General features: G+C 43.8%; 21 protein-coding genes. 8 read left to right on the forward strand and 13 right to left on the reverse strand.

The genetic code is table 11. The features are described from left to right. Window positions 1-68: 68 nt before the first annotated feature. Entirely contained in the window at window positions 69-581 is a 513-nt protein-coding gene (locus AACQ17_RS11730) for a glycine cleavage system protein R (RefSeq protein ID WP_013857004.1), read from the reverse strand. Window positions 582-783: 202 nt separating this feature from the next. Beyond that, the gene (locus AACQ17_RS11735) at window positions 784-1722 is read right to left on the reverse strand and encodes a DUF3943 domain-containing protein (RefSeq protein WP_240507690.1); all 939 of its coding nucleotides are present in this window, start codon (window positions 1720-1722) and stop codon (window positions 784-786) included. 156 nt (window positions 1723-1878) lie between these two features. Here AACQ17_RS11735 and AACQ17_RS11740 point away from each other — a divergent pair, with 156 nt between their 5' ends. Together AACQ17_RS11740 and AACQ17_RS11745 are read left to right on the forward strand one after the other, a co-directional pair. Next, window positions 1879-3117, forward strand: a complete 1239-nt coding sequence (locus AACQ17_RS11740) for a CinA family nicotinamide mononucleotide deamidase-related protein (protein WP_013857002.1) — start codon at window positions 1879-1881, stop codon at window positions 3115-3117. A gap of 263 nt (window positions 3118-3380) precedes the next feature. After that, the gene (locus tag AACQ17_RS11745) at window positions 3381-3635 is read left to right on the forward strand and encodes a hypothetical protein (protein WP_013857001.1); all 255 of its coding nucleotides are present in this window, start codon (window positions 3381-3383) and stop codon (window positions 3633-3635) included. 67 nt (window positions 3636-3702) lie between these two features. Here the strand turns inward: AACQ17_RS11745 and yfaE are convergent, their stop codons facing one another. The 4 genes from yfaE to ubiG all read right to left on the reverse strand — a co-directional run bounded on the left by yfaE (window position 3703) and on the right by ubiG (window position 8653). After that, a complete protein-coding gene (yfaE, locus tag AACQ17_RS11750; protein ID WP_013857000.1) occupies window positions 3703-3981 on the reverse strand; it encodes a class I ribonucleotide reductase maintenance protein YfaE in 279 nt (92 codons plus the stop codon). Then, the gene (nrdB, locus tag AACQ17_RS11755) at window positions 3981-5114 is read right to left on the reverse strand and encodes a class Ia ribonucleoside-diphosphate reductase subunit beta (RefSeq protein WP_010318364.1); all 1134 of its coding nucleotides are present in this window, start codon (window positions 5112-5114) and stop codon (window positions 3981-3983) included. Before nrdB ends, yfaE begins: the two co-directional genes overlap by 1 nt. Window positions 5115-5182: 68 nt before the next feature. Next, window positions 5183-7465 carry a class 1a ribonucleoside-diphosphate reductase subunit alpha gene (gene nrdA, locus AACQ17_RS11760; RefSeq protein WP_017046168.1) on the reverse strand — a complete coding sequence of 761 codons (2283 nt, stop codon included), beginning with the start codon at window positions 7463-7465 and terminating at the stop codon, window positions 5183-5185. A 480-nt stretch (window positions 7466-7945) separates the two neighbouring features. Then, complete coding sequence (ubiG, locus tag AACQ17_RS11765) at window positions 7946-8653, reverse strand: bifunctional 2-polyprenyl-6-hydroxyphenol methylase/3-demethylubiquinol 3-O-methyltransferase UbiG (RefSeq protein WP_017044298.1); 708 nt, start codon at window positions 8651-8653, stop codon at window positions 7946-7948. A 294-nt stretch (window positions 8654-8947) separates the two neighbouring features. Here ubiG and gyrA point away from each other — a divergent pair, with 294 nt between their 5' ends. The 3 genes from gyrA (at window position 8948) to AACQ17_RS11780 (ending at window position 13977) form a co-directional block, all read left to right on the forward strand. Continuing rightward, entirely contained in the window at window positions 8948-11671 is a 2724-nt protein-coding gene (gene gyrA / locus AACQ17_RS11770) for a DNA topoisomerase (ATP-hydrolyzing) subunit A (protein ID WP_094147844.1), read from the forward strand. A 357-nt stretch (window positions 11672-12028) separates the two neighbouring features. Continuing rightward, on the forward strand, window positions 12029-13675 hold the full coding sequence (locus AACQ17_RS11775; RefSeq protein ID WP_094167710.1) for a methyl-accepting chemotaxis protein: 1647 nt from the start codon (window positions 12029-12031) through the stop codon (window positions 13673-13675). A 125-nt stretch (window positions 13676-13800) separates the two neighbouring features. Then, a complete protein-coding gene (locus AACQ17_RS11780; protein WP_017042466.1) occupies window positions 13801-13977 on the forward strand; it encodes a hypothetical protein in 177 nt (58 codons plus the stop codon). 95 nt (window positions 13978-14072) lie between these two features. Here the strand turns inward: AACQ17_RS11780 and manA are convergent, their stop codons facing one another. After that, complete coding sequence (gene manA, locus AACQ17_RS11785) at window positions 14073-15281, reverse strand: mannose-6-phosphate isomerase, class I (RefSeq protein WP_094147921.1); 1209 nt, start codon at window positions 15279-15281, stop codon at window positions 14073-14075. Window positions 15282-15422: 141 nt separating this feature from the next. Next, window positions 15423-17321 carry a PTS fructose transporter subunit IIABC gene (locus AACQ17_RS11790; protein ID WP_094147922.1) on the reverse strand — a complete coding sequence of 633 codons (1899 nt, stop codon included), beginning with the start codon at window positions 17319-17321 and terminating at the stop codon, window positions 15423-15425. A 327-nt stretch (window positions 17322-17648) separates the two neighbouring features. Between AACQ17_RS11790 and AACQ17_RS11795 the strand changes: the two genes are divergently transcribed. Next, window positions 17649-18551: a helix-turn-helix transcriptional regulator gene (locus AACQ17_RS11795; RefSeq protein ID WP_170935167.1), complete on the forward strand. Its 903-nt coding sequence runs from the start codon at window positions 17649-17651 to the stop codon at window positions 18549-18551. A 2-nt stretch (window positions 18552-18553) separates the two neighbouring features. On the opposite strand, the gene AACQ17_RS11800 is transcribed toward AACQ17_RS11795, so the two are convergent. The 3 genes from AACQ17_RS11800 to AACQ17_RS11810 all read right to left on the reverse strand — a co-directional run bounded on the left by AACQ17_RS11800 (window position 18554) and on the right by AACQ17_RS11810 (window position 20163). Further along, the gene (locus tag AACQ17_RS11800) at window positions 18554-19348 is read right to left on the reverse strand and encodes a PTS sugar transporter subunit IIA (RefSeq protein ID WP_094147923.1); all 795 of its coding nucleotides are present in this window, start codon (window positions 19346-19348) and stop codon (window positions 18554-18556) included. Between the two features lie 6 nt (window positions 19349-19354). Beyond that, window positions 19355-19651 (reverse strand): PTS fructose transporter subunit IIB, encoded by a 297-nt coding sequence (locus AACQ17_RS11805; RefSeq protein WP_013856969.1) that lies wholly within the window; start codon window positions 19649-19651, stop codon window positions 19355-19357. A 104-nt stretch (window positions 19652-19755) separates the two neighbouring features. Next, window positions 19756-20163, reverse strand: coding sequence for a PaaI family thioesterase (locus AACQ17_RS11810; protein ID WP_094147924.1), 408 nt, complete (start codon window positions 20161-20163; stop codon window positions 19756-19758). Window positions 20164-20201: 38 nt separating this feature from the next. Between AACQ17_RS11810 and AACQ17_RS11815 the strand changes: the two genes are divergently transcribed. Continuing rightward, the gene (locus tag AACQ17_RS11815; protein ID WP_026027228.1) at window positions 20202-20480 is read left to right on the forward strand and encodes a DUF134 domain-containing protein; all 279 of its coding nucleotides are present in this window, start codon (window positions 20202-20204) and stop codon (window positions 20478-20480) included. Here the strand turns inward: AACQ17_RS11815 and nqrM are convergent. Together nqrM and AACQ17_RS11825 are read right to left on the reverse strand one after the other, a co-directional pair. Continuing rightward, on the reverse strand, window positions 20477-20680 hold the full coding sequence (nqrM, locus tag AACQ17_RS11820) for a (Na+)-NQR maturation NqrM (protein ID WP_013856966.1): 204 nt from the start codon (window positions 20678-20680) through the stop codon (window positions 20477-20479). The two genes, AACQ17_RS11815 and nqrM, sit on opposite strands and share 4 nt — an antisense overlap. Then, window positions 20680-21165, reverse strand: coding sequence for a NifB/NifX family molybdenum-iron cluster-binding protein (locus AACQ17_RS11825; RefSeq protein WP_240507691.1), 486 nt, complete (start codon window positions 21163-21165; stop codon window positions 20680-20682). Before AACQ17_RS11825 ends, nqrM begins: the two co-directional genes overlap by 1 nt. Before the next feature lie 551 nt (window positions 21166-21716). On the opposite strand from AACQ17_RS11825, the gene mglB reads away from it, so the two are divergent. Then, window positions 21717-22691, forward strand: a complete 975-nt coding sequence (mglB, locus tag AACQ17_RS11830; protein ID WP_026029085.1) for a galactose/glucose ABC transporter substrate-binding protein MglB — start codon at window positions 21717-21719, stop codon at window positions 22689-22691. Window positions 22692-22765: the final 74 nt, after the last annotated feature.

The raw sequence follows: 22765 nt of genomic DNA on the forward strand, positions 1-22765 counted from the left end.
ACTTAATAGATAGTGAGATCGATAAAAAAGGAAGCATCAGCTTCCTTTTTTCGGGGGCGTAAACGAGATTACACTTCTAATATCACGCGCGTATCTTCACTGAGCGCTTCAAGCTCATCGGCTACGTCTTCAATTTGTATCGCAGCTGGGAGCTTGATGGCTAGGTTGGCGGTAAATAAACTTGAGCTGACACCGCCACCACCCGCAATAAAAACGCGTTGGCAATCCATATCTAAAATATTGATACCTTGATTATCAAGAAGGTGGGTGATTTCGTTGACGATGCCTGCACGGTCGTTTGCATCAATCCGCAGTTGGTAAATCGTTTCTTTTTCGTGTTGATGTACGTCAGAATCAACAATCTGCACCAGAAGATCGGGTTGTTCTCTAAATGCTTGTTGAACGATAACGGCATTTGAGGTCGGTAACTCTATTTTAATGACGGCAGCTACTTGGTTTTCAATAAAGTTCACTTTACTTATTAACCATTTTCCACCATTTTCATGAGTGATAGCGGCAAGATGTTTAATTGTGGCTGGTGTTGCACTGCCGACGAAATTGACGATAAAAGTACTGTTCATAATAGGCCTCCCATAGCAAGCTAACGAAAGATAAATCGTTGATCTTGAATTCCTTTCACTTCAGTGTAGAGGCCTATCTTAGATAAGACTTGATGAGAGTCAATTTTTTACATTTACGCAGTCTCTTGCTTGTCAGTATTCATACTTGGGCCACAAAAATAGCCTCGGCTTTAGGCATTGGCCTTGTGCTTAGCCCTGTGTTTTAAAAACTGACTTTGAGATTAAGGCCATAAAATTGCGAATCATAGCTAGCGCCTGAGTCCAAAGCAAACTTTGCGGCATCTTGGTTACCAAACCAAGGTGTGCCATTAAATTCTACTTCGGCATTGCCTCCCCAAGCATTTGATACCCAGCCATGGATATGTCCAACAGGGTTGAGGAAGAAAAGTGTGACATCACCCAGAGTCGATGAACCCAACACTTCACCACCTGTGGTAACAATATCTTGTTCCGCTTCAAACATCAGTTCACCGACAACCGCACCGAAAAAGGGCGTAATAAACAAGTCTTGCCATGACGGTATCTCGGCAAACGATTCTACGCCATATTCCCAAAAGAAAGTCGACATAACACCGGAGTAAAGAAAAGATTCAAACTCATTAAATCCAGCATGTCTTGCGGCTGTGTAGTAAACGCCGCCAAAGTAGGGGTGCATAATGTAGTTGAGATAATGCTCATCTCTATCCCAAGTGGGGCCGGATGATACGTTATCTTTCCATTTGCTGCCTATGCCGCTTATGCTGCGATCCTCTTCATCCCATTTGGTAATGGATGCAGGCAAAAATGTCATTAAGCCAACGGTTGCTACGCTTAATCCTAAGATGGTATAGGTTTGGCCTTTGAGATAGTCCCAGTCTTTTGTATCTTGCACGGTAAGATATTTAGGCAGCGTGGGCTCTTCAAGGTTTAGCGGTTGCGACTCTGCTAAGCTTGCTAAAAATGGAGAGTTCGATTGGTAAATATTCGGATCGTCATTAAAACAAGAAATTTGATTGCAGTCGACCGTATAGGAAAACTCAATGTGTTGGTTGAAATCGTATGCAGTGGCACTAGCACAAGCCGAAAACGATAACATCAATGGTATGATGCTTTTCTTTGACACGGAGGGCTCCAAAGTTTTGTTTTTAATGATCAGAATCACAATTATCTATTAAAGCGGCGGTGATGAAAACAGCAAATTATGTAAATAAGGAAACTTATGAGAAAAATAGCATTCAAAGCGTTATATATTGCACTTTATTCTCTGCCGTATTGATTGATAGCACACCTGTAAGCGTACACAAAAGGACACCATGATATGTTGAAAATAGCAATGTTAAGCACGGGTGAGGAAGTGCTCCATGGCGATATTGTCGATACCAATGCTGCTTGGTTATCCAGTGAGTTCTTCCAGCAGGGTTTTTCGTTAGTAAAACGATCAACGGTAGGCGATAGCCAGCAAGCCTTGGTTGAAGAGTTACTGATGCTCAGTTTCAATAATGATGTATTGATCGTGAATGGTGGGCTCGGCCCAACGTCTGATGATTTAAGTGCGGCGGCGGCGGCTCAAGCGGCGGACCAAAAGTTGGTGTTGTCTGTGCTGTGGAAGCAAAAACTGGACGAATTTTTTGCGCAGCGTGGTGTTGTGATGCCAGAAAGTAACCTCAAACAAGCGATGTTACCTGAGTTCTCTGACATCATTGATAACCCAATAGGGACGGCTTGCGGCTTTAAAGTTCAGATTAATGATTGTGTTTGTTATTTCACCCCCGGAGTACCCAAAGAGTTTAAGCTGATGGTCTCTGAACAGATTTTACCTGACTTGCTAGCGACATACCCACAACAAACGGGATTAGAGTGCAGCCGTTTATTCACTCTGGGTTCATCGGAATCGGCCATTTCAGATAAGTTGGATAAATTAGTCTTACCGGAAGGGTATATGCTGGGGTATCGTTCTTATCTGCCTTTTATTGAGGTGAAATTGTTTGGTCCGAAAAGTGATTTAGAACGCCGAGTAAAACTACTACAGATCATCTACCAGCATTTGGAACAACATGTTGTGAGTGTCGATGAACCTATGCTCACGCATATCGGTCATTTAATGCAAGACAAAGGATTATCGATCTCTATTGCAGAACAAGCGACCAAAGGTTGGCTCGCCAGTTGGTTGTTAAGTAACGAGCAAGTGGAAGCGTTGAGTGGTCACTGCTGGATTTTGAGCCGCAACGTTGAATCGGGCTTAGGCGATCAAGATCCACTCGCGGCGTCATTAGCGCTTGCTGGCGCAACGAAGGAAAAGTGTTCTACTTCGTTATCGCTTGTGACTGGTGTATTAAATGATGATCAATTTAGCCTAGCTTTATCGGCTCCGCAGGGAGAGTGGGGACAGATCCTCAAATTCAAGCGTCGTTACAGCGCCGATGAGCAGAGGGAGTTAATGGGGACCATCGCGGCTGATATGTTACGCCGCTATTTATCGAATAAGCCTATTTTTGCTCAGTATGGGGCATTGATCTCCGTCAAAGAGATGTTTTTACCTGCGAGCGTCATTGGCTAATCAACTCAATGTGTTAGCGTATTTTTAAGTCTAAGCTGTTGATAATTAAGTGCTTTGCATTTAAATTGTATCGGGTGGTAACTGCATGATTTTTTGGCTTATTCCGTAGGTTCGGTGAGGTGCTTAGCTTATGATTATTTCGTCTAAAGACTAAGCTCATGATTTCACGCATCAGATAAAATTGTTTCAAAATTGGGTCTTTTTTACACATCTTTTCTCTGTACACTGTCAGTCCGCTCGATGAAATTCAGCAGGAGGCTGACATGTTTAACCAATCGAAAATTTTAGTTTGGTATAAAGTTGCAAGTCAAAAAGTGATCTTAGGTGAGGCATTGAGTAATGAAATGAGTGATGTTGTTTCTTTATGGCTCAACGCTCCATCAGACTTAGATACGCCTAGCTATCAAGGATATAGACTTTCATTGTTTGATGGGGATGGCAGAGAAATCGCTAACAAATCCGTATCAATGGGTACGGCTGATGGCATTCTTCTAGGAATGTATAAAGCCAGAGCATAGCTCTGGCTTTACCTTTTTAACGCGCCAATGTGTGATGCGTTAACAGTGCACTATTGGCAGATCGAGATTAGGCTCGCCTTGCTTTGGGTCGATAATTAACACCAGCAAGTTCCACATGGCTTTTGGCTTTACAAATACAGGGCAATATTTCGTTGCGCTCTGTGTAAGCCATCGCAAAACCAACGTATTCCACTTCGCCTTTAACGAGCGTGCAGCGACAGGCACCACAGTGACCATCGCGACAGTTGTACTCTGGCTCTAGCCCCGCACTCTCCATACTTTCCAATAAAGTATTGGAAGAGTTTGATTCTATAGTTGTAACTTTGTTGATTTTAATGGTCGCCATTACAGCTCAAAGTCCTCGAAGTCATTGGCACGAACTTCATTGTCAATTTGGCCTACAAGGTAGGAGCTGATTTCTGCTTCTTGAGGTGCAACTTGTACGTTGTCTGAAGACAACCACGCATTAATCCAAGGAATTGGGTTTGATGTTGCGCCGGGGTAGGCGATATCTAAACCAACCGCTTGCATACGAACGTTGGTGATGTATTCAACGTATTGGCACAGAATGTCTTTGTTTAAACCAATCATCGAACCATCTTTAAACAGATATTCAGCCCACTCTTTTTCTTGTTCAGCAGCCGCTTTAAACAAATCAAAACACTCTTGCTTGCACTCTTCAGCGATTTGTAAGAAGGCGAAATCGTCTTGTCCATTACGCAGCAAGTTGATCATATGCTGTGTACCAGTCAGGTGCAAAGCTTCATCACGTGCAATCAACTTGATGATTTTGGCGTTACCTTCCATCAATTCGCGCTCTGCAAAGGCAAATGAGCAGGCGAAGCTGACATAGAAACGAATCGCTTCCAACGCATTGACTGACATCAAGCAAAGATAAAGTTTGCGTTTCAGGTCACCCAAGCTAATTTTGACGCTCTCACCATTAATCTGATGTGTTCCTTCACCAAAGCGGTGATAGTCATTAGACAGTTGGATCAGATCATCGTAATAGTGTGCAATGTCTTTTGCGCGTTTCAATATATGTTCATTTTCGACGATGTCATCAAACACAATACCCGGATCATTCACAATATTACGAATAATATGAGTGTATGAGCGTGAGTGGATTGTTTCTGAAAATGACCAGGTTTCAATCCATGTTTCCACTTCAGGAAGCGAAACCAGCGGTAGCAGTGCCACGTTAGGGCTGCGACCTTGGATTGAATCCAGTAGCGTTTGATATTTCAAGTTCGAGATGAAAATGTGTTTTTCATGATCTGGAAGCTTGTTGTAATCAATGCGATCACTCGATACGTCGACTTCTTCTGGACGCCAGAAGAACGAGAGCTGTTTTTCTATCAGTTTTTCAAAAATTTCAAACTTTTGCTGGTCGTAACGAGCCACGTTAACCGATTGGCCAAGAAACATCGGTTCTTTGAGTTGATCATTCTTTTTTTGAGAAAAAGTACTGTAAGCCATAAATGCCTCAATCCCTTTTAAGCTCCCCTGCGTGGGGAGCATTATTGAATACGTTGAGTGAAATAGAGTTAGATCTTACAACCGCCGCCCGCACAATCATCATCTTGTGCCTGTACTGCGTCTTTTTGATCATCCTTCGCGCCATCACGAGTGTTGTGATAGTACAAGGTTTTCACACCAAATTTATATGCCGTCAGCAGATCTTGCAGCAACTGTTTCATTGGTACTTTGCCACTTTCATACGCGCTGGGGTCGTAGTTGGTATTAGCGGAAATCGCTTGGTCAACAAATTTCTGCATGATGCCGACTAGGTGCAGATAGCCGTTGTTAGAACCAATATTCCACAATAACTCATAGTTCTCTTTCAAATTAATGAAATCCGGCACGACTTGTTTCAAGATGCCATCTTTTGAGGCTTTTACTGAAACATAACCGCGAGGAGGCTCAATACCGTTGGTGGCATTGGAAATTTGCGAAGAGGTTTCTGAAGGCATTAACGCTGTTAACGTTGAGTTACGTAAGCCAAATTCCATGATCTCTGCGCGCAGCGCATCCCAATCATAATGCAAAGGTTCTGCGCAAATTTGGTCGACATCTTTTTTATAGGTGTCGATAGGCAGCAAGCCTTTGGCATAATTTGTTTCATGGAATAGAGGGCATCGGCCTTGTTCTTTGGCTAACGCGACTGAAGCCTTCAACAGGTAATATTGCATCGCTTCAAAAGTGCGGTGTGTCAAACCATTTGCACTACCGTCCGAATATTTCACGCCATTTTTCGCCAGATAGTAAGCGTAGTTAATCACGCCTACACCCAATGTACGGCGATTCATGGTTGACTTATAAGCGGCAGGCAGTGGGTAATCTTGATAATCCAACAGTGCATCTAGCGCACGAACCACAAGATCAGACAACTCTTCGAAATCATCCAGAGATTGAATTGAACCTAAGTTGAATGCCGAAAGCGTACATAGCGCAATCTCACCTTCATTATCTTCAACATTAGACAGCGGTTTCGTCGGCAGTGCGATCTCCAAACAGAGATTGGATTGGCGAACAGGCGCTACAGACGCATCAAACGGGCTGTGCGTATTGCAGTGGTCAACGTTCTGGATGTAGATACGGCCAGTGGAGGCACGTTCTTGCATCAATAGGGAGAACAGTTCTACCGCTTTCACCGTCTCTTTTTTAATCGAAGTGTCATTCTCATATTGAACATACAAACGTTCGAATTCGTCTTGGTTTTCGAAGAATGCGTCATACAATCCAGGCACATCAGAAGGGGAGAATAGGGTAATATTACCGCCTTGGACTAAGCGAGAATACATCAACTTATTGAGCTGAACACCATAGTCCATATGACGAACACGGTTCTCTTCAACGCCGCGGTTATTTTTCAATACCAGTAGCGACTGCACTTCACCGTGCCACAAAGGGTAGAAGACAGTGGCTGCGCCACCACGTACACCACCTTGAGAACAGCACTTCACTGCGGTTTGGAAATATTTATAAAAAGGAATACAACCCGTGTGGAATGCTTCACCACCGCGAATTTCCGAGCCTAATGCACGAATGCGGCCCGCGTTAATACCAATACCCGCACGCTGTGATACATAACGCACGATAGAGCTTGCTGTGGCATTGATTGAATCTAAGCTGTCACCACATTCAATCAACACACATGAGCTAAATTGACGGGTAGGCGTGCGCACGCCCGACATGATTGGCGTTGGCAGCGAGATTTTGAACATTGATGTTGCGTCGTAAAAACGCTTAATGTAATCGAGACGGTTTTCTTTTGGATATTTCGCGAATAAGCAAGCGGCAACCAAAATGTAGAGGAACTGGGCACTCTCATAAATTTGTTTCGTCACACGGTTTTGCACGAAGTACTTACCTTCAAGCTGTTTTACCGCGGCGTAAGAAAAATTAAGGTCACGTGCGTGATCGATATAAGTGTCGAGTTCTTCAAATTCTGCGCGAGTATAATCTTCGATAAGGTGCTTATCGTATTTGCCCATTTCAACCAAACGAGAGACATGGTTGTACAAAGTGGGTGGCTCGTATTGTCCGTAGGCTTTTTTACGCAAATGGAACACCGAAAGACGAGCAGCTAGATATTGGTAATCTGGCGTCTCTTCTGAAATCAAATCGGCAGCGGATTTGATGATAGTCTCATGGATGTCAGAGGTCGTAATACCATCGTAAAACTGAATGTGAGCTTTCAGTTCTACTTGTGATACAGAGACATTGTGCAGGTCTTCCGCAGCCCACGCGATTACACGGTGGATTTTTTCAAGATCAATTGTTTCTTTGCGTCCATCACGCTTGGTGACAGTAAGTTTTTGGTTCATTCTGCTTCATTTCCCTAACAAAACTGATTAAGGCCGTATTTTTGTAGAATTGTTGTAAATTTCATCGCGGCTTTGTGATCTGAATTTATCTATATATTGTAGTGCAAACACAACATATAGGGGTTCTTTGCTTTGCGAGTTACAAGATAGTGCTATCTGAAGCTCATTTCAAGTTACAGATCTGGGACAGCTTGTGGATAACTAGCAAAAATAAAAAAAACAGTTAGTACCCACTTACTGATGATCAAAGAGCCGATTTGATTGTAGAAAATTACCGTTTTGAGTTTGGTTTAGATGTAACCACAATCAAAAAAAAACTTCTTGATCTTTGAGGAAAAAAGGGAGCGATTTTCGATGTGGTTAAAATGGAATCTAGAGCACAAAAAACAGCCTAGAAACCGAGAAAAAATGTGCTATTCGGCTTAATTTTTAACGTGAGCAATACGCTATCGATAATGGCATATTAGATGACCACTGACTTTAAAAAAGCTGAGTATGAACGATGTAATTGACATCAACATTGCGCCCTAAACGGTAAGTATCGGTTAACGGGTTATAAAGTAGGCCTGTTATTCCTTGCTCTTGCAGGTTTGTTTTATCAATCATCTTAATCAGTTCCGATGGGCGGATGAATTTTTCATGATCATGTGTGCCTTCTGGAACAATGCGTAGCAACTTTTCTGCGCCCACGATGGCAAACAGGTAAGACTTAAAATTACGATTGAGTGTAGAAAAGAAAACATGACCGCCGGGTTTGACCAACGCAGAGCAGGCTTGAACAACGGACAATGGGTCTGGAACATGCTCAAGCATTTCCATGCAGGTGACAACATCATATGTGTGTGGGTTGTCAGCGGCGTGGTCTTCAATCGTACTTTGAATATAAGTGAGCTTTGTTCCGGTTTCTAAAGCATGTAAACGAGCGACTTCAAGCGGTTCTTTGCCCATGTCTAAGCCAGTCACTTGCGCACCTTCTCGCGCCATGCTTTCGGCTAAAATTCCGCCACCACATCCAACATCGAGCACCTTCTTGCCAAATAGGCCGTTGGCATTGACCAACACATAGTTCAATCTTAACGGGTTAATTTGATGCAGTGGCTTAAATTCACCATCCAGATCCCACCAGCGTGACGCCATCTCTTCAAACTTTTTAATTTCATTAAGATCAACGTTTTGTGCTTTAGTCATGTTAGATTCGCTCTTGCTGTCAAAATAGGCATCTTTAGTTGTGTGGGGTATTATAACCAGTTGATTATCACAGGCTACAGGTTATCTTTATTTCATTAATTTTTGGCTAAAATTTGGCCATTAATCAGCCGGGTATGGAATGAATGTGCAATTTCTCGGCACTTGATACACAACAAAGGTCACAACCTGATAAAAGGAAAGGGAAAGGGATGCCGAAGTAGTGAATTATGTGTTATATTTTTCGGCCTTGTACGTATCGAATATACGATCAAAAGATAGAGGGATAATGGCTCTATGAGCGATCTAGCTAGAGAGATCACGCCCGTAAACATTGAAGATGAGCTAAGAGGTTCATACCTAGACTACGCGATGTCCGTTATCGTGGGTCGTGCTCTTCCAGATGTGCGTGATGGCCTAAAACCAGTACACCGTCGCGTTCTATTCGCGATGAATGTGCTTGGTAACGATTGGAATAAACCATATAAAAAATCTGCCCGTGTTGTGGGCGATGTGATTGGTAAATATCACCCGCATGGTGATAGTGCTGTATACGATACGATTGTTCGTATGGCGCAGCCGTTCTCATTGCGTTACATGTTGGTCGATGGCCAAGGTAACTTTGGCTCGATCGATGGTGACTCTGCGGCAGCAATGCGTTACACCGAAGTACGCATGTCAAAAATTGCCCACGAACTGCTTGCCGATCTCGACAAAGAAACGGTCGATTATGTACCGAACTATGACGGTACAGAACAGATCCCTGCGGTTCTTCCTACGAAAATTCCTAACCTACTGGTGAATGGCTCATCTGGTATTGCAGTAGGTATGGCAACCAACATTCCACCCCATAACCTAACGGAAGTGGTTGAGGGTTGCTTGGCCTATATAAATAATGAAGACATCACCATTGATGAGTTGATGGACTACATTCCGGGCCCAGATTTCCCAACAGCAGCATTAATCAGTGGCCGCAAAGGAATTATCGACGCTTATAAAACAGGGCGCGGTAAAGTCTACATGCGCTCTAAAGCGGATATCGAAGTCGAGAAGAATGGTAAAGAAACCATTATCGTCAGAGAAATTCCTTATCAAGTGAACAAGGCACGCTTGATTGAAAAAATTGCTGATTTGGTTAAAGAGAAAAAAGTCGAAGGCATCAGTGCACTGCGTGATGAGTCTGATAAAGACGGCATGCGTATTGTTATCGAATGTAAACGTGATGCGGTTGGTGAAGTAGTTCTGAACAACCTCTACGCTCAAACACAGTTACAAACGACATTCGGCATCAACATGGTTGCGCTGGATAATGGTCAACCTAAGCTATTCAACTTGAAAGAAATGTTGAAATGCTTTGTTGATCACCGCCGTGAAGTGGTGACGCGTCGTACTATTTTTGAACTGCGTAAAGCTCGTGATCGTGCCCACATTCTAGAAGCACTTGCTCTCGCGTTAGCCAACATTGATGAAATCATCGAATTGATTCGCCGCGCAGCAACGCCAGCAGAAGCAAAAGAAGGCTTGATTGCTCGTGGTTGGGATCTTGGCAACGTAGCGTCAATGCTTGAACGTGCTGGAACCGATGCTGCTCGTCCTGAATGGCTTGAACCAGAATACGGTATCCGTGATGGCAAATATTTCTTAACTGAGCAACAAGCCCAAGCAATTCTTGAACTTCGTCTGCACAGATTGACAGGTTTAGAGCACGAAAAAATTCTTGATGAGTACAAAGCTCTTCTGGAAGAAATCGCTGAACTGATGCATATCCTTGCCAGCACTGAACGTTTGATGGAAGTGATCCGCGAAGAGCTTGAAACTGTTCGTGATGCTTTTGGTGACGCACGACGCACTGAAATTACCGCGGCAACTCACGATATCGACATGGAAGAGCTGATTGCTCGTGAAGATGTGGTCGTTACACTTTCTCATGCAGGTTATGTGAAATACCAGATCCTCAGCGATTACGAAGCACAACGCCGTGGTGGTAAAGGTAAGAGCGCGACGAAGATGAAAGAAGAAGACTACATTGAGCGTCTTCTTGTGGCGAATACTCATGACCATATTCTTTGCTTCTCGACTCGTGGTAAGACATACCGTTTGAAAGTCTATCAATTACCGCTAGCGAGCCGTACAGCGCGTGGTAAACCTATCGTTAACATTCTTCCTCTGGAAGAAGGGGAACGTATTACTGCGATTTTGCCAGTCACTGAGTTTAGTGATGATAAGTTTATCTTTATGGCGACCGGTGACGGTACAGTGAAGAAAACATCACTTTCAAGCTTTGCCAACGTGCGTTCTAACGGTTTGATCGCGGTTAACTTGCGTGAAGATGACTCTTTGATTGGTGTGGACATTACCGATGGCAACAGTGAAATTATGCTGTTTTCTAAATTTGGTAAAGTGGTTCGCTTTAAAGAATCAGAAGAAACGCCAGTATTGGATGAAAATGGTCAGCCTGTTCTTGATGAACATGGCCAGCCAGAAATTAAGTTCAAAGGTGTTCGCGCCATGGGACGCACAGCGTCCGGTGTTCGTGGTATGAAGCTAGCAGAAGGCGACCAAGTGGTATCGCTGATTGTTCCTTCAAATGACGGTGACATCTTAACAGTGACACAAAACGGCTATGGTAAACGTACAACCTTAGGGGAATACCCAACTAAAGGTCGTGCAACTCAAGGCGTTGTTTCAATCAAGGTGTCTGAGCGTAATGGTCAAGTTGTCGGCGCAGTGCAAACTGAAGAAGGCGATGAGTTCATGATGATCACCGATGCCGGTACGCTCGTTCGTACTCGCGTCGCGGAAGTGAGCCAAGTGGGACGCAATACTCAAGGTGTGACCTTGATTCGCACCGCTGAAGATGAAAACGTCGTAGGTTTACAACGTATTGAAGAAATTGAAGATGTTGAGTTACCAGAAGGTGAGGAATTGCCAGAGGGTGAATCGAGCGTTGCAATTTTAGAAGTACAAAGTGACGCAGAAGAGGCTGACTCTGAACCGAGCAGCGATTCTGAAGACGAGTAATCGTTTCACATATCCACCTTTATTCTAAGGTGATAAAGAATAAAAGCCGGAGCATTGATTGCTTCGGCTTTTTACTTCTAGCGAGCAGCCCATCCAACAAGTGAAGGATTTCCATTCAGCGTTGAAATCGTGGTGGTCTTTTTGAAAAGATCATCTGTGCCACAAATACGGCTGACTCCACATCTCTCATTCAACCTAAAATTGCCTATACTTAGCTATTGAGTTAACGTCATAAAAGTCATTAATTTAATTTTAAACGTTCTAGAAAAGATAACTTTTTAATAAATAAGAAACTATTCATTGGTTAAGATCTGTCCCCATAACATAATGGCGCTACAACTAAAAAGGATATAAAAGATGTTTGCTAATCGGTTTACCTTACAATCGCGATTAATTTTTGCGGTGTTATTACCTTGCGTTGCGTTGATTATTGTTGGAATGGCGAGCTTCAATAGCATGTCGACGATTCAACGACAGGCAGAACAGCTCTATCTCAATACGGCCGCGCCAATGCGTTCAATGGCTGAAGTTGCCTCTCGAATTCCCCGTATGCGGGTTGGTATCGATATGATGTTACTTCAAGAGACGTCGTTAAGAGATAAAAAGGGTGTCCTCACACGCGTGAAAGAGACACGTGACGAAGATATCCCTGAAATGAGGCAGTCTGTCGAGCACGCAGTTCAGTCACAAGTGGATCCAGAACAGCGTAGACAAGTTCAGCAACTGTTGACTGACTTTGAAAAAATGGTCAGTACTCAACTTAATCCTATGTTGGCGGCATTTGAAAAGGGCGATCTAGATACGGCGCGCAACATATACCGAGATCAATATGCGGTTACCTATGGTGAACTGCGTAAAAAAGCCAATGTGATCCTCGATTCGCTACTAGAGCAGGCCAAACAGCAAAACGTCAATAGCCAAAAGAGTTATGCCCAAGGGCGAAATCACATGTTTATCATTATTGGTATTGGCGTGCTAATTTCGTTTGTCACTTCATTCTTTATTGTTATCGGCCTAAAAACGAGAGTGGCCAGCCTACAAAAATCGATTGCTTTGGCCGCTGAAAACATGGCGCTAGATGCTCGCATTGATTTAGGTGGTCAAGATGAGTTATCGAAAATTAGCGACAGTTTTAACGACTTCATTGAGAAAGTACATGTAGCGATCAAGCAAGTGGCTTCGAGTTCTTATGAATTAGCGAATACGGCTAACCAAGTTTCAGCTCGGGCACTATTAACCAAAAACAACTGCACTTCGCAACGTGATAGAACAGTTCAAGTGGCCACTGCCATTCATGAACTAGGTGCAACGGTAGGCGAAATTGCAAACAACGCAGCTCAAGCTGCCGACGTTGCGAAACAGGCCACTCATCAGGCGGAAAATGGCACCACTGTAGTAGAGAAAGCACAAGTGCAAATTGCAGATTTGATCACTGAATTAGAGCAAGCTGCACAAGTCGTAGGCTCTTTGGCTGGTCAAGTGGTTAACATCAGCTCGATACTTGAGACTATTCGTAGCATTTCCGAGCAAACGAACTTACTTGCATTGAACGCAGCGATTGAGGCGGCGCGAGCGGGAGAGCAAGGTCGAGGCTTTGCGGTCGTTGCCGATGAGGTGCGAAATTTAGCAAGCCGTTCTGCTGCATCAACCGAAGAAATTCAAAGAGTCATTAATAACTTACAAGAAGAATCGAAACGGGCGGTTGGGGCGATGTCCCAAGGCCGAGAGCAGAGTTTGTTGGTGGTTGAACAAGCTGAAAATGCCAATAGTTCGCTAAAACAGATCCGCGTTTATATAGAGAATATTAGTGATCAGAACATTCAAGTGGCGACGGCAACGGAAGAGCAATCAAGTGTGGTCAGTGAAATCAACCGCACCGTTGAAGATATTAATCATCTCACCATGGAAACAACAACAGTGGCTGAGGAGCTCACCGTTAGTAGCGAACATTTGAAAAAAGTTTCCAAGCAACTCGATAGCCTAGTGAACAATTTTAAATTGTAATTTTGATACTTTAGGCTTAGATATTAGAAATGTGATAACTATTCCATAACTTAACACGACATAAGACATGTCTATGAAAAATGGTATTATTTTTGAGAATTTTAGTATTTTTATAGGAATCGGTTGTGGACCCTGTGATATCGCAATTAAAGAAGGATTTTTATGCGCAGATTCGCTCTCTCAAAGACGGTCCGACATCTGAATCTCAAACGACCTTAGCACTGCTCACAGAAGAAGAGTTGCAACAACTCGAACAAATGTGGGTTGAACTGGCGGTTTGGAAGCAGTCGCAGAATATCTAACTGCCCACAAATCGATTAGCGCAAATTTTCGTAATAATCCCAAATAAAAAGCCAGCAGAACAGATGCTGGCTTTTTTTGTTTATCACGTCGGCTGTTAATTATACGCGCGTGCGATACGTCCAAGTGATGACAGTTGATAATGTTCAGCGTATGCGGGGATGAAGATTGAGTGACCTTTTTTCACGGTTAGAGACTCACCATTGTCATGGGTTAAGGTCGCATCAGCATCAATGGCAAAGATAATTTCGGCACTGTTGATTTTCACGTTAACTTGCGCGGCATTGAGGTAAATCGCAAACTTAAAATCGCGGACTGGGACAGGGAACAATAATGCTCCATTTTCTTCGATTGGTTTCAATAACAGGCTTGAAGCGGGTTTTTCTTCAAATAGCGTGCATGATGCGAGCTCTTCAATATCCATGTGTTTGGGTGTTAGGCCAGCGCGCAACACGTTGTCTGAATTGGCCATGATTTCAAGCCCGGTACCTTTCAAGTAGGCGTGTGGCGTTCTGGCGTCTAAAAACATGGCCTCACCCGGAGCTAAAGTGAGTACATTGAGCATTAATGGAGAAAATAGACCGATATCACCGGGGTACTGTTGTGCCAGCTCTAAAATGAGCTCAAAAAGATCATCATCTGAATGATGATGGGCATACGCTAATAATGCATTCACCGCATGTTCTTTTTGCTCGCCAGTTAATGATAGCAATGCACTAAAAAAGGTTTTTAAACCTTGTGATGTTGGGTTGTGTGCAAAAGCATCGACCAGGGTTGAAATCGCATTGATATTCAGCGTTTGAAATTGTTCAACAATCTCTGTGATTGGGCGAAACCCATTCATCGCTTGATAAGGGGTAAGGGCGTAAACCAATTCCGGCTTGTGGTTAGGATCTTTATAGTTGCGATGTCCGGCATTGAGTGGGATCCCCGCTTGGTTTTCTTTCTCAAAGCCAATTTCCGCTTCTTGCTTACTTGGGTGAACTTGAATCGAAAGGGCGTTCGCTGCGGCAAGTACTTTGAAAAGATAAGGTAACTCACCAAAGGTTGTTGCAGTAGCAGCAGAAAGAAACGCTGTTTTATCTTGGTTGATCATCTCAAGCAACGAAACAGGTTCTCCATTCACATGAATTTGTGAACATCCATTTGGGTGTGCTCCCATCCAAATTTCTGCTTGTGGAACGTTGTTTGGGTTAGCAATATCAAACAAGTGCTGAATCGAAGTCGTGCTTCCCCACGCATAGTTTTGGATGACATTGTCCATCAAAAAGAAAGGTTGTTTGTTATTGGTCATAGTACATCTCACAAAAAATCAAAATAAAAACAAAGTAGCAGTACACAGAGTAAGAGAAATAAAAAACTCCCGAGTTAAAGCGGGAGTACAACATAAAGTCAGAAGCTCAGCGTTGATGAACATTAAGCACTCTCGGGGGAGAGTGCTTGATCATTAAGCCGTTGCTTGTTGTAATTTCGCTTGGCGCATTTTTTTCAGAGTGATACAAACAACACCTGTCACTACAGCACCGGTTGCCATGCAAAGCAAAGCTAGCAAAGGCTTATTCATGGCACCGAGCAATGCTACTACAGGACCGCCGTGGGCAACACTGTTTGTAATGCCAAAAGTGAACGCCATAACCGCTGCAACCATCGACCCCAAGATGTTTGCTGGAATGACTGACATCGGATCTTGCGCGGCAAATGGAATCGCCCCTTCAGAGATACCAACCAAGCCCATTGCACCGGAAGCTTTACCTGCTTCAATTTCAGAGGCTTCAAACAAGTTCAGTTTACGGCCCAGTACGGTTGCTAAAGCCATACCGAGTGGCGCGACTGGAATGGCACACGCCATTGCACCCATAAATTGAGTTTGACCGCTGGCAATCATACCAACAGAGAAGAGGAATGCCACTTTGTTAAATGGGCCACCCATATCAAAGCCAGCCATGCCGCCGAGCACAATACCGAGCAGTATCACGTTACCTGAGCTCATGCTCGTAAGTAGTGCGGTTAAGCCATCCATCAAGCTTGCAATCGGCGCGCCGATAACAAAAATAAAGAGCCCAGAGATAAAGAGTGAGCCTGCGATGGGTGCAATCATGATTGGCACAAGTGGTTGAATAAACTTGTGAAAATGGATGCTTGTTAACCATTTGATGAAATAACCGACTAAAAGGCCTGCAATAATGGCACCGATAAAACCTGTACCTGCATCTGCGCCGTAGAATGACCCGTTGTTAGCGATCCAACCACCAATTAAGCCAGGAGTCAGAGCGGGGCGATCGGCGATCGCATACGCGATGTAACCTGCAAGAATGGGGATCATCAACGTAAAAGCAACCACACCGACGTTCAGCACTTGGTTCCACATGCTGCCGTCAGGAATGGCCATACCAGCTTCGGTTGGCTCGCCGCCAATAGCGAGTGCTAAAGCAATCAACAAACCGCCAGTAACAACGAATGGGATCATATGCGATACACCATTCATCAAATAGCGGTATAAATCGGAGCGAGCTTGCGCCGCTTTGCCTTTCCCATCTAAAGTCTTGGCACTGGCATCGGCTTGATATTTTGGTGCGCTGAGGGCTTTTTCAATCAACCCTTTTGCATCACGAATCGGCGCTTTAACGCCCGTTTCAATCAGTTTTTTACCCGCAAAGCGCACCATGTCAACTTGCTTGTCGCAAGCCACGATGATCGCATCAGCTTTAGCGATCTCTTCATCCGTTGGGCTGTTTTTCACCCCAATCGAACCGTTGGTTTCGACTTTAATTTGATAACCCATCGCGGCGGCCCCTTTTTCCAGCGCTTCAGCGGCAAGATAAGTGTGTGCAACACCGGCTGGGCAGCCCGTTACGCCAATCAAAAAGCCTTTATTGGCTTCAACATCGGTTGCTTTTTCTGTTTTTTGTAGCAACAAATCTAGCGCTGCTTGCTCTGTTTTTGCGTCTAAGAAACGTTGGATGAACCCTTCTTCAATAAGCTTGGAAGAGAGCTCTGCCAGCACTTCAATATGATGATTTGAACCACCATCAGGCGAGGCTATCATGAAAAATAATTTAGAAGGCAAGCCATCTTCCGCGCCATATTCGATACCGCTTTTGCTGATGCCTATCACAACTGCAGGCGAGATAACGGCGGAACTTTTGGCATGAGGCAGCGCGACACCATCTTCAAATCCAGTGTTACCAAGCTCTTCACGAGCATAGATATCGGCTAAAAACTGCGATTTATCGCTGATGCGTCCTTGTTCTAACAGTACATCGACCAGCTCTGAGAAAACGCCATCTTTTGATGTTGCTTTCAAATCAAGCCGGATCAAGTTCTCATTAATGAGTTGAGTGATCATGTTTCGTCCCCTATATGGTTTTTATCCCCTTCGCACTTAGAACTGAGCCATGTTGGCTGCAACTTCAAACTGTTTGGGGATATTGTTATTGCGCACCGCGCTTTTTGTTGGAGATATTGTGAGCGCCTCGGGTGAACAGTGGTAGTGTACGAAACTGGCATTTACTGGATTATTGTAACCTGTGGCTGCAAACGTGATCAGGCTCTTATTTTGGTTTTAGGGTGATAATTTTAATTTATGATTAATTTTTTATTTTAATTCAATTGGATAAATTGATTATTTTGCTTTTTCGATCGGAGTTATCGAATGCGTAATGATTGGTGATTCATGAGGTGTTGGATTATAGTTGCCTCATTTATTGATGGGTATAGGGTGAGTTTTGTGATCCCAGTATTTAAAAATGTGATTGAAGTGCTGCTCTCGGAGCGAGAAAGTTTTAATCGAATATGGTTTGCTGGGGATAAAATAACACCGCCAGCGTTCAGTTACCAAGTCAATTTCCCTCGTCTAGAATTGGTTTTAAGCGGCGTGTATAGCAACGAAATCGAAGAGATTGAACACGGTATTAGTAAGGTCAACATCTTATCTGGTGATGCGCTTTATATACCCCCGAACTGCTGGAATAAACCCGATTGGCAAGAGAGCTGTTCGGTCTTGAGTTTGCTATTTGGCCGTCGTCAAATGGGGTTTAGTTTGGTCAGTAAACACAAAGGCGAGAGTGGTTTTTATGATGTTCAGAAACACAGTATCCCAACGCGTACTGGGCACGCGATTGATCACATGCTCGAAGGGCTAAATGCACTAGCACGTGAGCCTCAGAAAAGCCCAATGGACGAACATTTGTTGTTGGCTCTGTTGAGTTACAGCGCCACAATGCTTGATCAACCGACCGCTTCTCCTAAAAAGCGCAGTGAAGATTTATATCAAGGTATCTGCATCTATATCCAAGAAAATTTTCATCGCAATATTTGCCGTGACAGCATCGCACAGCGGTTTAATATCTCTGCCAACCATTTATCGCGCATGTTTCGCCAACAAGGACACATGACTCTTGCTGATTACATCACTTGGGTAAGAATTGAACGGGCAAAATTTATGTTGAAGAAATACACCTTTCGTTTAGCCGAAGTGGCCACGCGCTGTGGATTTCAAGATGTGAATTATTTTTTCCGCGTATTTAAAAGCAAAGCGGGTATGACTCCATCTGAATATCGAACTCTGTCGCAATAAAGCTATTCATTTTGTATTGGGTCGCACGGCTTAGCCATCACGTGCAGCAAAATGGCTTTAAGGGTTTCTTCTCTTTTTGCCGTAAGTAGCCATTGACGATGTTCCTCTTCCAGCAACCAACGAGTTAACTGCGTGACCAGTTTAATTACGGTTCGCGGCGCTGATGTCGGCAGTAATAAGGTGATGATCAGCGACACATCGCCGGATTTTTCTGACCATGATAGCGGGTTTGCTAACCAGTGAACCGCCAGTGTTGGCTGGGCAACTCGTGCGTGAATGATATGGGGTAGCGCTATTCCACGGCCAATAATGGTCGGGGAGATGGCTTCTCTTTTTTCCAGCGCATGCAAAATATCATGACAATGCGTGGGAATGATCTGCTTAGCAATCGTGTCGAGTGCCTCTGATTTGCTAACCACTGAGCCTAATGTGGCGTAATGCCACTGTAGCGAAAAGGGCAGTTTAAAAGCAGAGTGGGTGGCAAACGCCAATTCCGCTTTGGCATTTTGTTTGTGTGATGTTGAAATAAGCAGTGTGTGCTCGCGCAAATACTCTGTCATCACCATGCAGGCCAACTCGGCGTCGAGCCCTTCAATGGCAATTTGGCATACATCTCCGGGGTTTGAACCAAGGCTTAACACTTGCAGTGTATGGTTAAGCATTGCCTTGTTGTCACGCGTGATGTTAAACAGCACCACCACCGAGCGAAAATGGCGGTTGAGATCTTTCAATTCATTTAATTGCCAGCTGACTAGACCGCCTGCTTTTAAAACAAAAGTGATGCGCGTTGTGATCATCGGCGGTTACAAATGACGATCTAAAACAGATTGAACGTTCGTTAACACTTCTTCAATGGACACCTGAACCGTTTTGCAACCAACAAAACGTTCACGCTGTTCAATGTCGATATCTGAAGCGATGAGGATCAGATCCGCGTTGACAATATCTGCCACTGTCAGTGGGTTCTCGACACCCATTGCTCCTTGGGTTTCGACTTTAATTGAGATATTACGCTTATTCGCTTCTTTTTTGAGTGCGTCTGCGGCCATATAGGTGTGCGCGATGCCTGTTGGACAAGCGGTTACTGCGATAATTTTCATAACGAAAGATAATAAAGAAATGATGAGTGAGTATAAGGATGATGAAAGCGTGACTCAACCTAAGTTTACGCTAAGCCAGCACCCTAATGGCTGTAGCACTCAGGCTACTCGGCTTTGCACATAAACTTTGCACTGGCCGTAGAATAGGGAAGCCCATCATAAAAAATGGTGCTGCACAGATAGTAAATGTGACGTTTTTGTTTGATAAGATGCGCTTCGACTTGCAACGGTACATTCAGTGGAATAGGGTGCAGATAACGTACGTTTAGCTCTGCCGTCATCGCATAAATGCACTGTGCAAACAGACAATACGTCATGGCAGCGTCATGTAAGGTGCTGATAAGTCCACCCTGCATGACCCCTTGATAGCCTTGCATCTTTTCTGTTGCTACAATCTGTGCGCATACTCTCCCCGTTTCTGTTTGGTTAAATTGCAGTGTGTGCGTTTCAGAAAAGAACGGGGCACAACACACCGCGCAGTGGCAATGTTGTAGGGGAGGCTGAATGTTCATAAGTTCACCAAACTGGTTTAAATGATTAGGAGAAGAAAATGGCAAGACCCAAAAAAATTCGTCGTGTTTGTGGTCAAGCGGCGTATGCGTGCTTCAAACCCAACGGTGTCAAATTATCTGAATTGAACACAGTAGATTTACTGCCAGAAGAACTTGAAGCGTTGCGTTTGGCTGATAAAGAGGGGCTTAGCCAATTGCAAGCGGCCACGCAGATGGGCATATCGCGACAAACCTTTGGTAATATCGTTAACCAAGCAAGAGCGAAAGTCGCGACTTGCTTGGTGGAAGGTCATGCGCTGATGTTGGTTGAGCGCTAACGCTCGTGATCAGGTTCTTGAATTTGATACAACACCTTCTGATGCTCATCACAAACGTCTACGCAGTTACATTCTCTTTCAATATCGATATTTGCTAATCCACCACAACTGCCTTGCAGCGAGCGGCGGCGAAACAAAACACCGATCGCCATCAAGACAATAATGCCAATAAAAAACGCAAAGGTTATAACATAAGTCATTATTTTCCCTCGACAATCGCTTTTACTTTCAGCACTTTCTTCAACGCTTCTATGGTAGTTGGTGACAGCATTCTGGGTGCCAGTTCGTTATGTTTATCCACTTTCTTCGATCCACATTGACTAGCACAACGTTTCTTCGATTTATTGGCTGAAGGCTTGCCAAAAGAGACGTCGGTGACGGGCAGAAGATGGTTTGGATGAAGTGATGTTAATTGGCTGCCTCTTGGTGCGTAATATACCTCAATCTTCTTTTCTAAAATTGCTGCTAACATATTTTGTCCGATATTGCGGACGATAACAGCGTCCACTCTATTCTCTCTTAGCAGTGCAAGTAGCTGTTTTTTGTGGCCACAACTGCCCTCGGTTTTAGTAACGTCAATACGTTGGCTAGTGGCGGTGGTATCGTCCACAATCATCAATTGAGGCGCTTTGGCAAAGTGATTAAAAGGCGAGTTTTGATCACAAGGGATGGCATAAATCATCATGGCTCCTAAAGTTTATCGGGTTCTTGTATTTAAAATACACCTTATTATGGGCATATGCCAATAATAAAAATGACAATTTAAGAGTTCATTAATTAAAAGTCGTGGTGCTGTTTGGTAAATCGAGACCCGATATGGCGTAAAAATACGCGAATAAATTGCAGGCGTATGTAACAAGCCTCACCTACACTTTGTGAGCAGTCAAATGAAAATTAAATCTATTGCATATTGGAAACTCGCAAGTGTAAACGTTAACACTTGGTGTTTTGAGAGGTATGATCTCTTTCGTGGTGGATCGCACTTTTAAAAAGAGAAATAGGTCTCGATGTTACATTGCGTTACGTATGATTACTTAGTTTTGTAATAGTTATCAAACTATTCACAAGAAACTGCATGAAAATGCGATTTCAAAACTGAAATTTTAACTGGTTCACATTAATTGTTTGTTTTACTACTATACTTTGAAAGGTAAACGTTTTCACTGCTGTTTCTCAGAGTTAACGTTTCTCCCCCTACACAACGTAATAACAACACTAACAAATAGGACTTGTTCAATGAGAAAGTTAACTACTTTAGCCATGCTTGCGGCTGGTATGAGTTTCGGCACTCAAGTCATGGCTGACACAACGATCGGTGTGACCGTTTATAAGTACGATGATAACTTTATGTCAGTTGTTCGCCAAGCGATTGAAAAACAGGCAAATAATGACGGCAACACCAAGGTTTTGATGAATGACTCACAAAACAGCCAATCAATGCAAAATGACCAAGTGGATGTCATGTTGGCTCGTGGCGTGAAAGCACTGGCGATCAACCTTGTCGACCCTGCAGCTGCACCAAGTATTATTCAAAAAGCGAAAATGGATGATGTTCCTATCGTTTTTTACAACAAAGAACCGAGTGCTAAAGCGCTCGCTTCATATGACAAAGCCTATTATGTGGGTACAGATTCAAAAGAGTCGGGCATCATCCAAGGCGATCTCATTGCACAACACTGGAAAGCCAATCCTGCTTGGGATAAAAACGGTGACGGTGTACTGCAATATGTAATGCTGAAAGGCGAACCAGGTCACCCAGATGCGGAAGCTCGTACTTCTTATTCTGTGAAAACCATTAACGAAAATGGCATCAAAACAGAAGAGCTACACATGGATACTGGTATGTGGGATACCGCCATGGCAAAAGATAAAATGGATGCTTGGTTATCTGGCCCCAACGGCAGCAAAATCGAAGTTGTGATTGCCAATAATGATGGTATGGCGATGGGTGCGATTGAAGCGTTACGTGGTGCGGGTACGAAAGTACCAGTATTCGGTGTTGATGCGTTAGCAGAAGCATTAGCATTAGTTAAATCTGGCGACATGGCAGGCACTGTGCTTAATGATGCAGATTCACAAGCCAAAGCGACATTTGAACTTGCACGTAATTTAGCCAACGGCAAAGCTGCAACCGAAGGCACTCAATGGGAAATGGCCAATAAGATTGTTCGTGTTCCTTATGTTGGTGTGGATAAATCGACACTCGAGTAACCTAAAGTTCAAGGGGGAAGTCATTCCCCCTTTACTCCCTAACTTATAGGGTGTTTATACAATCAATAATAAAT

This window comes from Vibrio sp. V10_P2A27P122 (assembly GCF_963874335.1).
Classification (GTDB): domain Bacteria; phylum Pseudomonadota; class Gammaproteobacteria; order Enterobacterales; family Vibrionaceae; genus Vibrio; species Vibrio anguillarum.

Excerpts from the sequence above, each read along its gene's own strand:
- AACQ17_RS11730 (WP_013857004.1), bottom strand. The coding sequence starts at position 581 with ATGAACAGTACTTTTATCGTCAATTTCGTCGGCAGTGCAACACCAGCC.
- AACQ17_RS11740 (WP_013857002.1), top strand. The coding sequence starts at position 1,879 with ATGTTGAAAATAGCAATGTTAAGCACGGGTGAGGAAGTGCTCCATGGC.
- AACQ17_RS11745 (WP_013857001.1), top strand. The coding sequence starts at position 3,381 with ATGTTTAACCAATCGAAAATTTTAGTTTGGTATAAAGTTGCAAGTCAA.
- yfaE (WP_013857000.1), bottom strand. The coding sequence starts at position 3,981 with ATGGCGACCATTAAAATCAACAAAGTTACAACTATAGAATCAAACTCT.
- nrdB (WP_010318364.1), bottom strand. The coding sequence starts at position 5,114 with ATGGCTTACAGTACTTTTTCTCAAAAAAAGAATGATCAACTCAAAGAA.
- nrdA (WP_017046168.1), bottom strand. The coding sequence starts at position 7,465 with ATGAACCAAAAACTTACTGTCACCAAGCGTGATGGACGCAAAGAAACA.
- ubiG (WP_017044298.1), bottom strand. The coding sequence starts at position 8,653 with ATGACTAAAGCACAAAACGTTGATCTTAATGAAATTAAAAAGTTTGAA.
- gyrA (WP_094147844.1), top strand. The coding sequence starts at position 8,948 with ATGAGCGATCTAGCTAGAGAGATCACGCCCGTAAACATTGAAGATGAG.
- AACQ17_RS11775 (WP_094167710.1), top strand. The coding sequence starts at position 12,029 with ATGTTTGCTAATCGGTTTACCTTACAATCGCGATTAATTTTTGCGGTG.
- AACQ17_RS11790 (WP_094147922.1), bottom strand. The coding sequence starts at position 17,321 with ATGATCACTCAACTCATTAATGAGAACTTGATCCGGCTTGATTTGAAA.
- AACQ17_RS11795 (WP_170935167.1), top strand. The coding sequence starts at position 17,649 with ATGAGGTGTTGGATTATAGTTGCCTCATTTATTGATGGGTATAGGGTG.
- AACQ17_RS11800 (WP_094147923.1), bottom strand. The coding sequence starts at position 19,348 with ATGATCACAACGCGCATCACTTTTGTTTTAAAAGCAGGCGGTCTAGTC.
- AACQ17_RS11805 (WP_013856969.1), bottom strand. The coding sequence starts at position 19,651 with ATGAAAATTATCGCAGTAACCGCTTGTCCAACAGGCATCGCGCACACC.
- AACQ17_RS11810 (WP_094147924.1), bottom strand. The coding sequence starts at position 20,163 with ATGAACATTCAGCCTCCCCTACAACATTGCCACTGCGCGGTGTGTTGT.
- AACQ17_RS11815 (WP_026027228.1), top strand. The coding sequence starts at position 20,202 with ATGGCAAGACCCAAAAAAATTCGTCGTGTTTGTGGTCAAGCGGCGTAT.
- nqrM (WP_013856966.1), bottom strand. The coding sequence starts at position 20,680 with ATGACTTATGTTATAACCTTTGCGTTTTTTATTGGCATTATTGTCTTG.
- AACQ17_RS11825 (WP_240507691.1), bottom strand. The coding sequence starts at position 21,165 with ATGATGATTTATGCCATCCCTTGTGATCAAAACTCGCCTTTTAATCAC.
- mglB (WP_026029085.1), top strand. The coding sequence starts at position 21,717 with ATGAGAAAGTTAACTACTTTAGCCATGCTTGCGGCTGGTATGAGTTTC.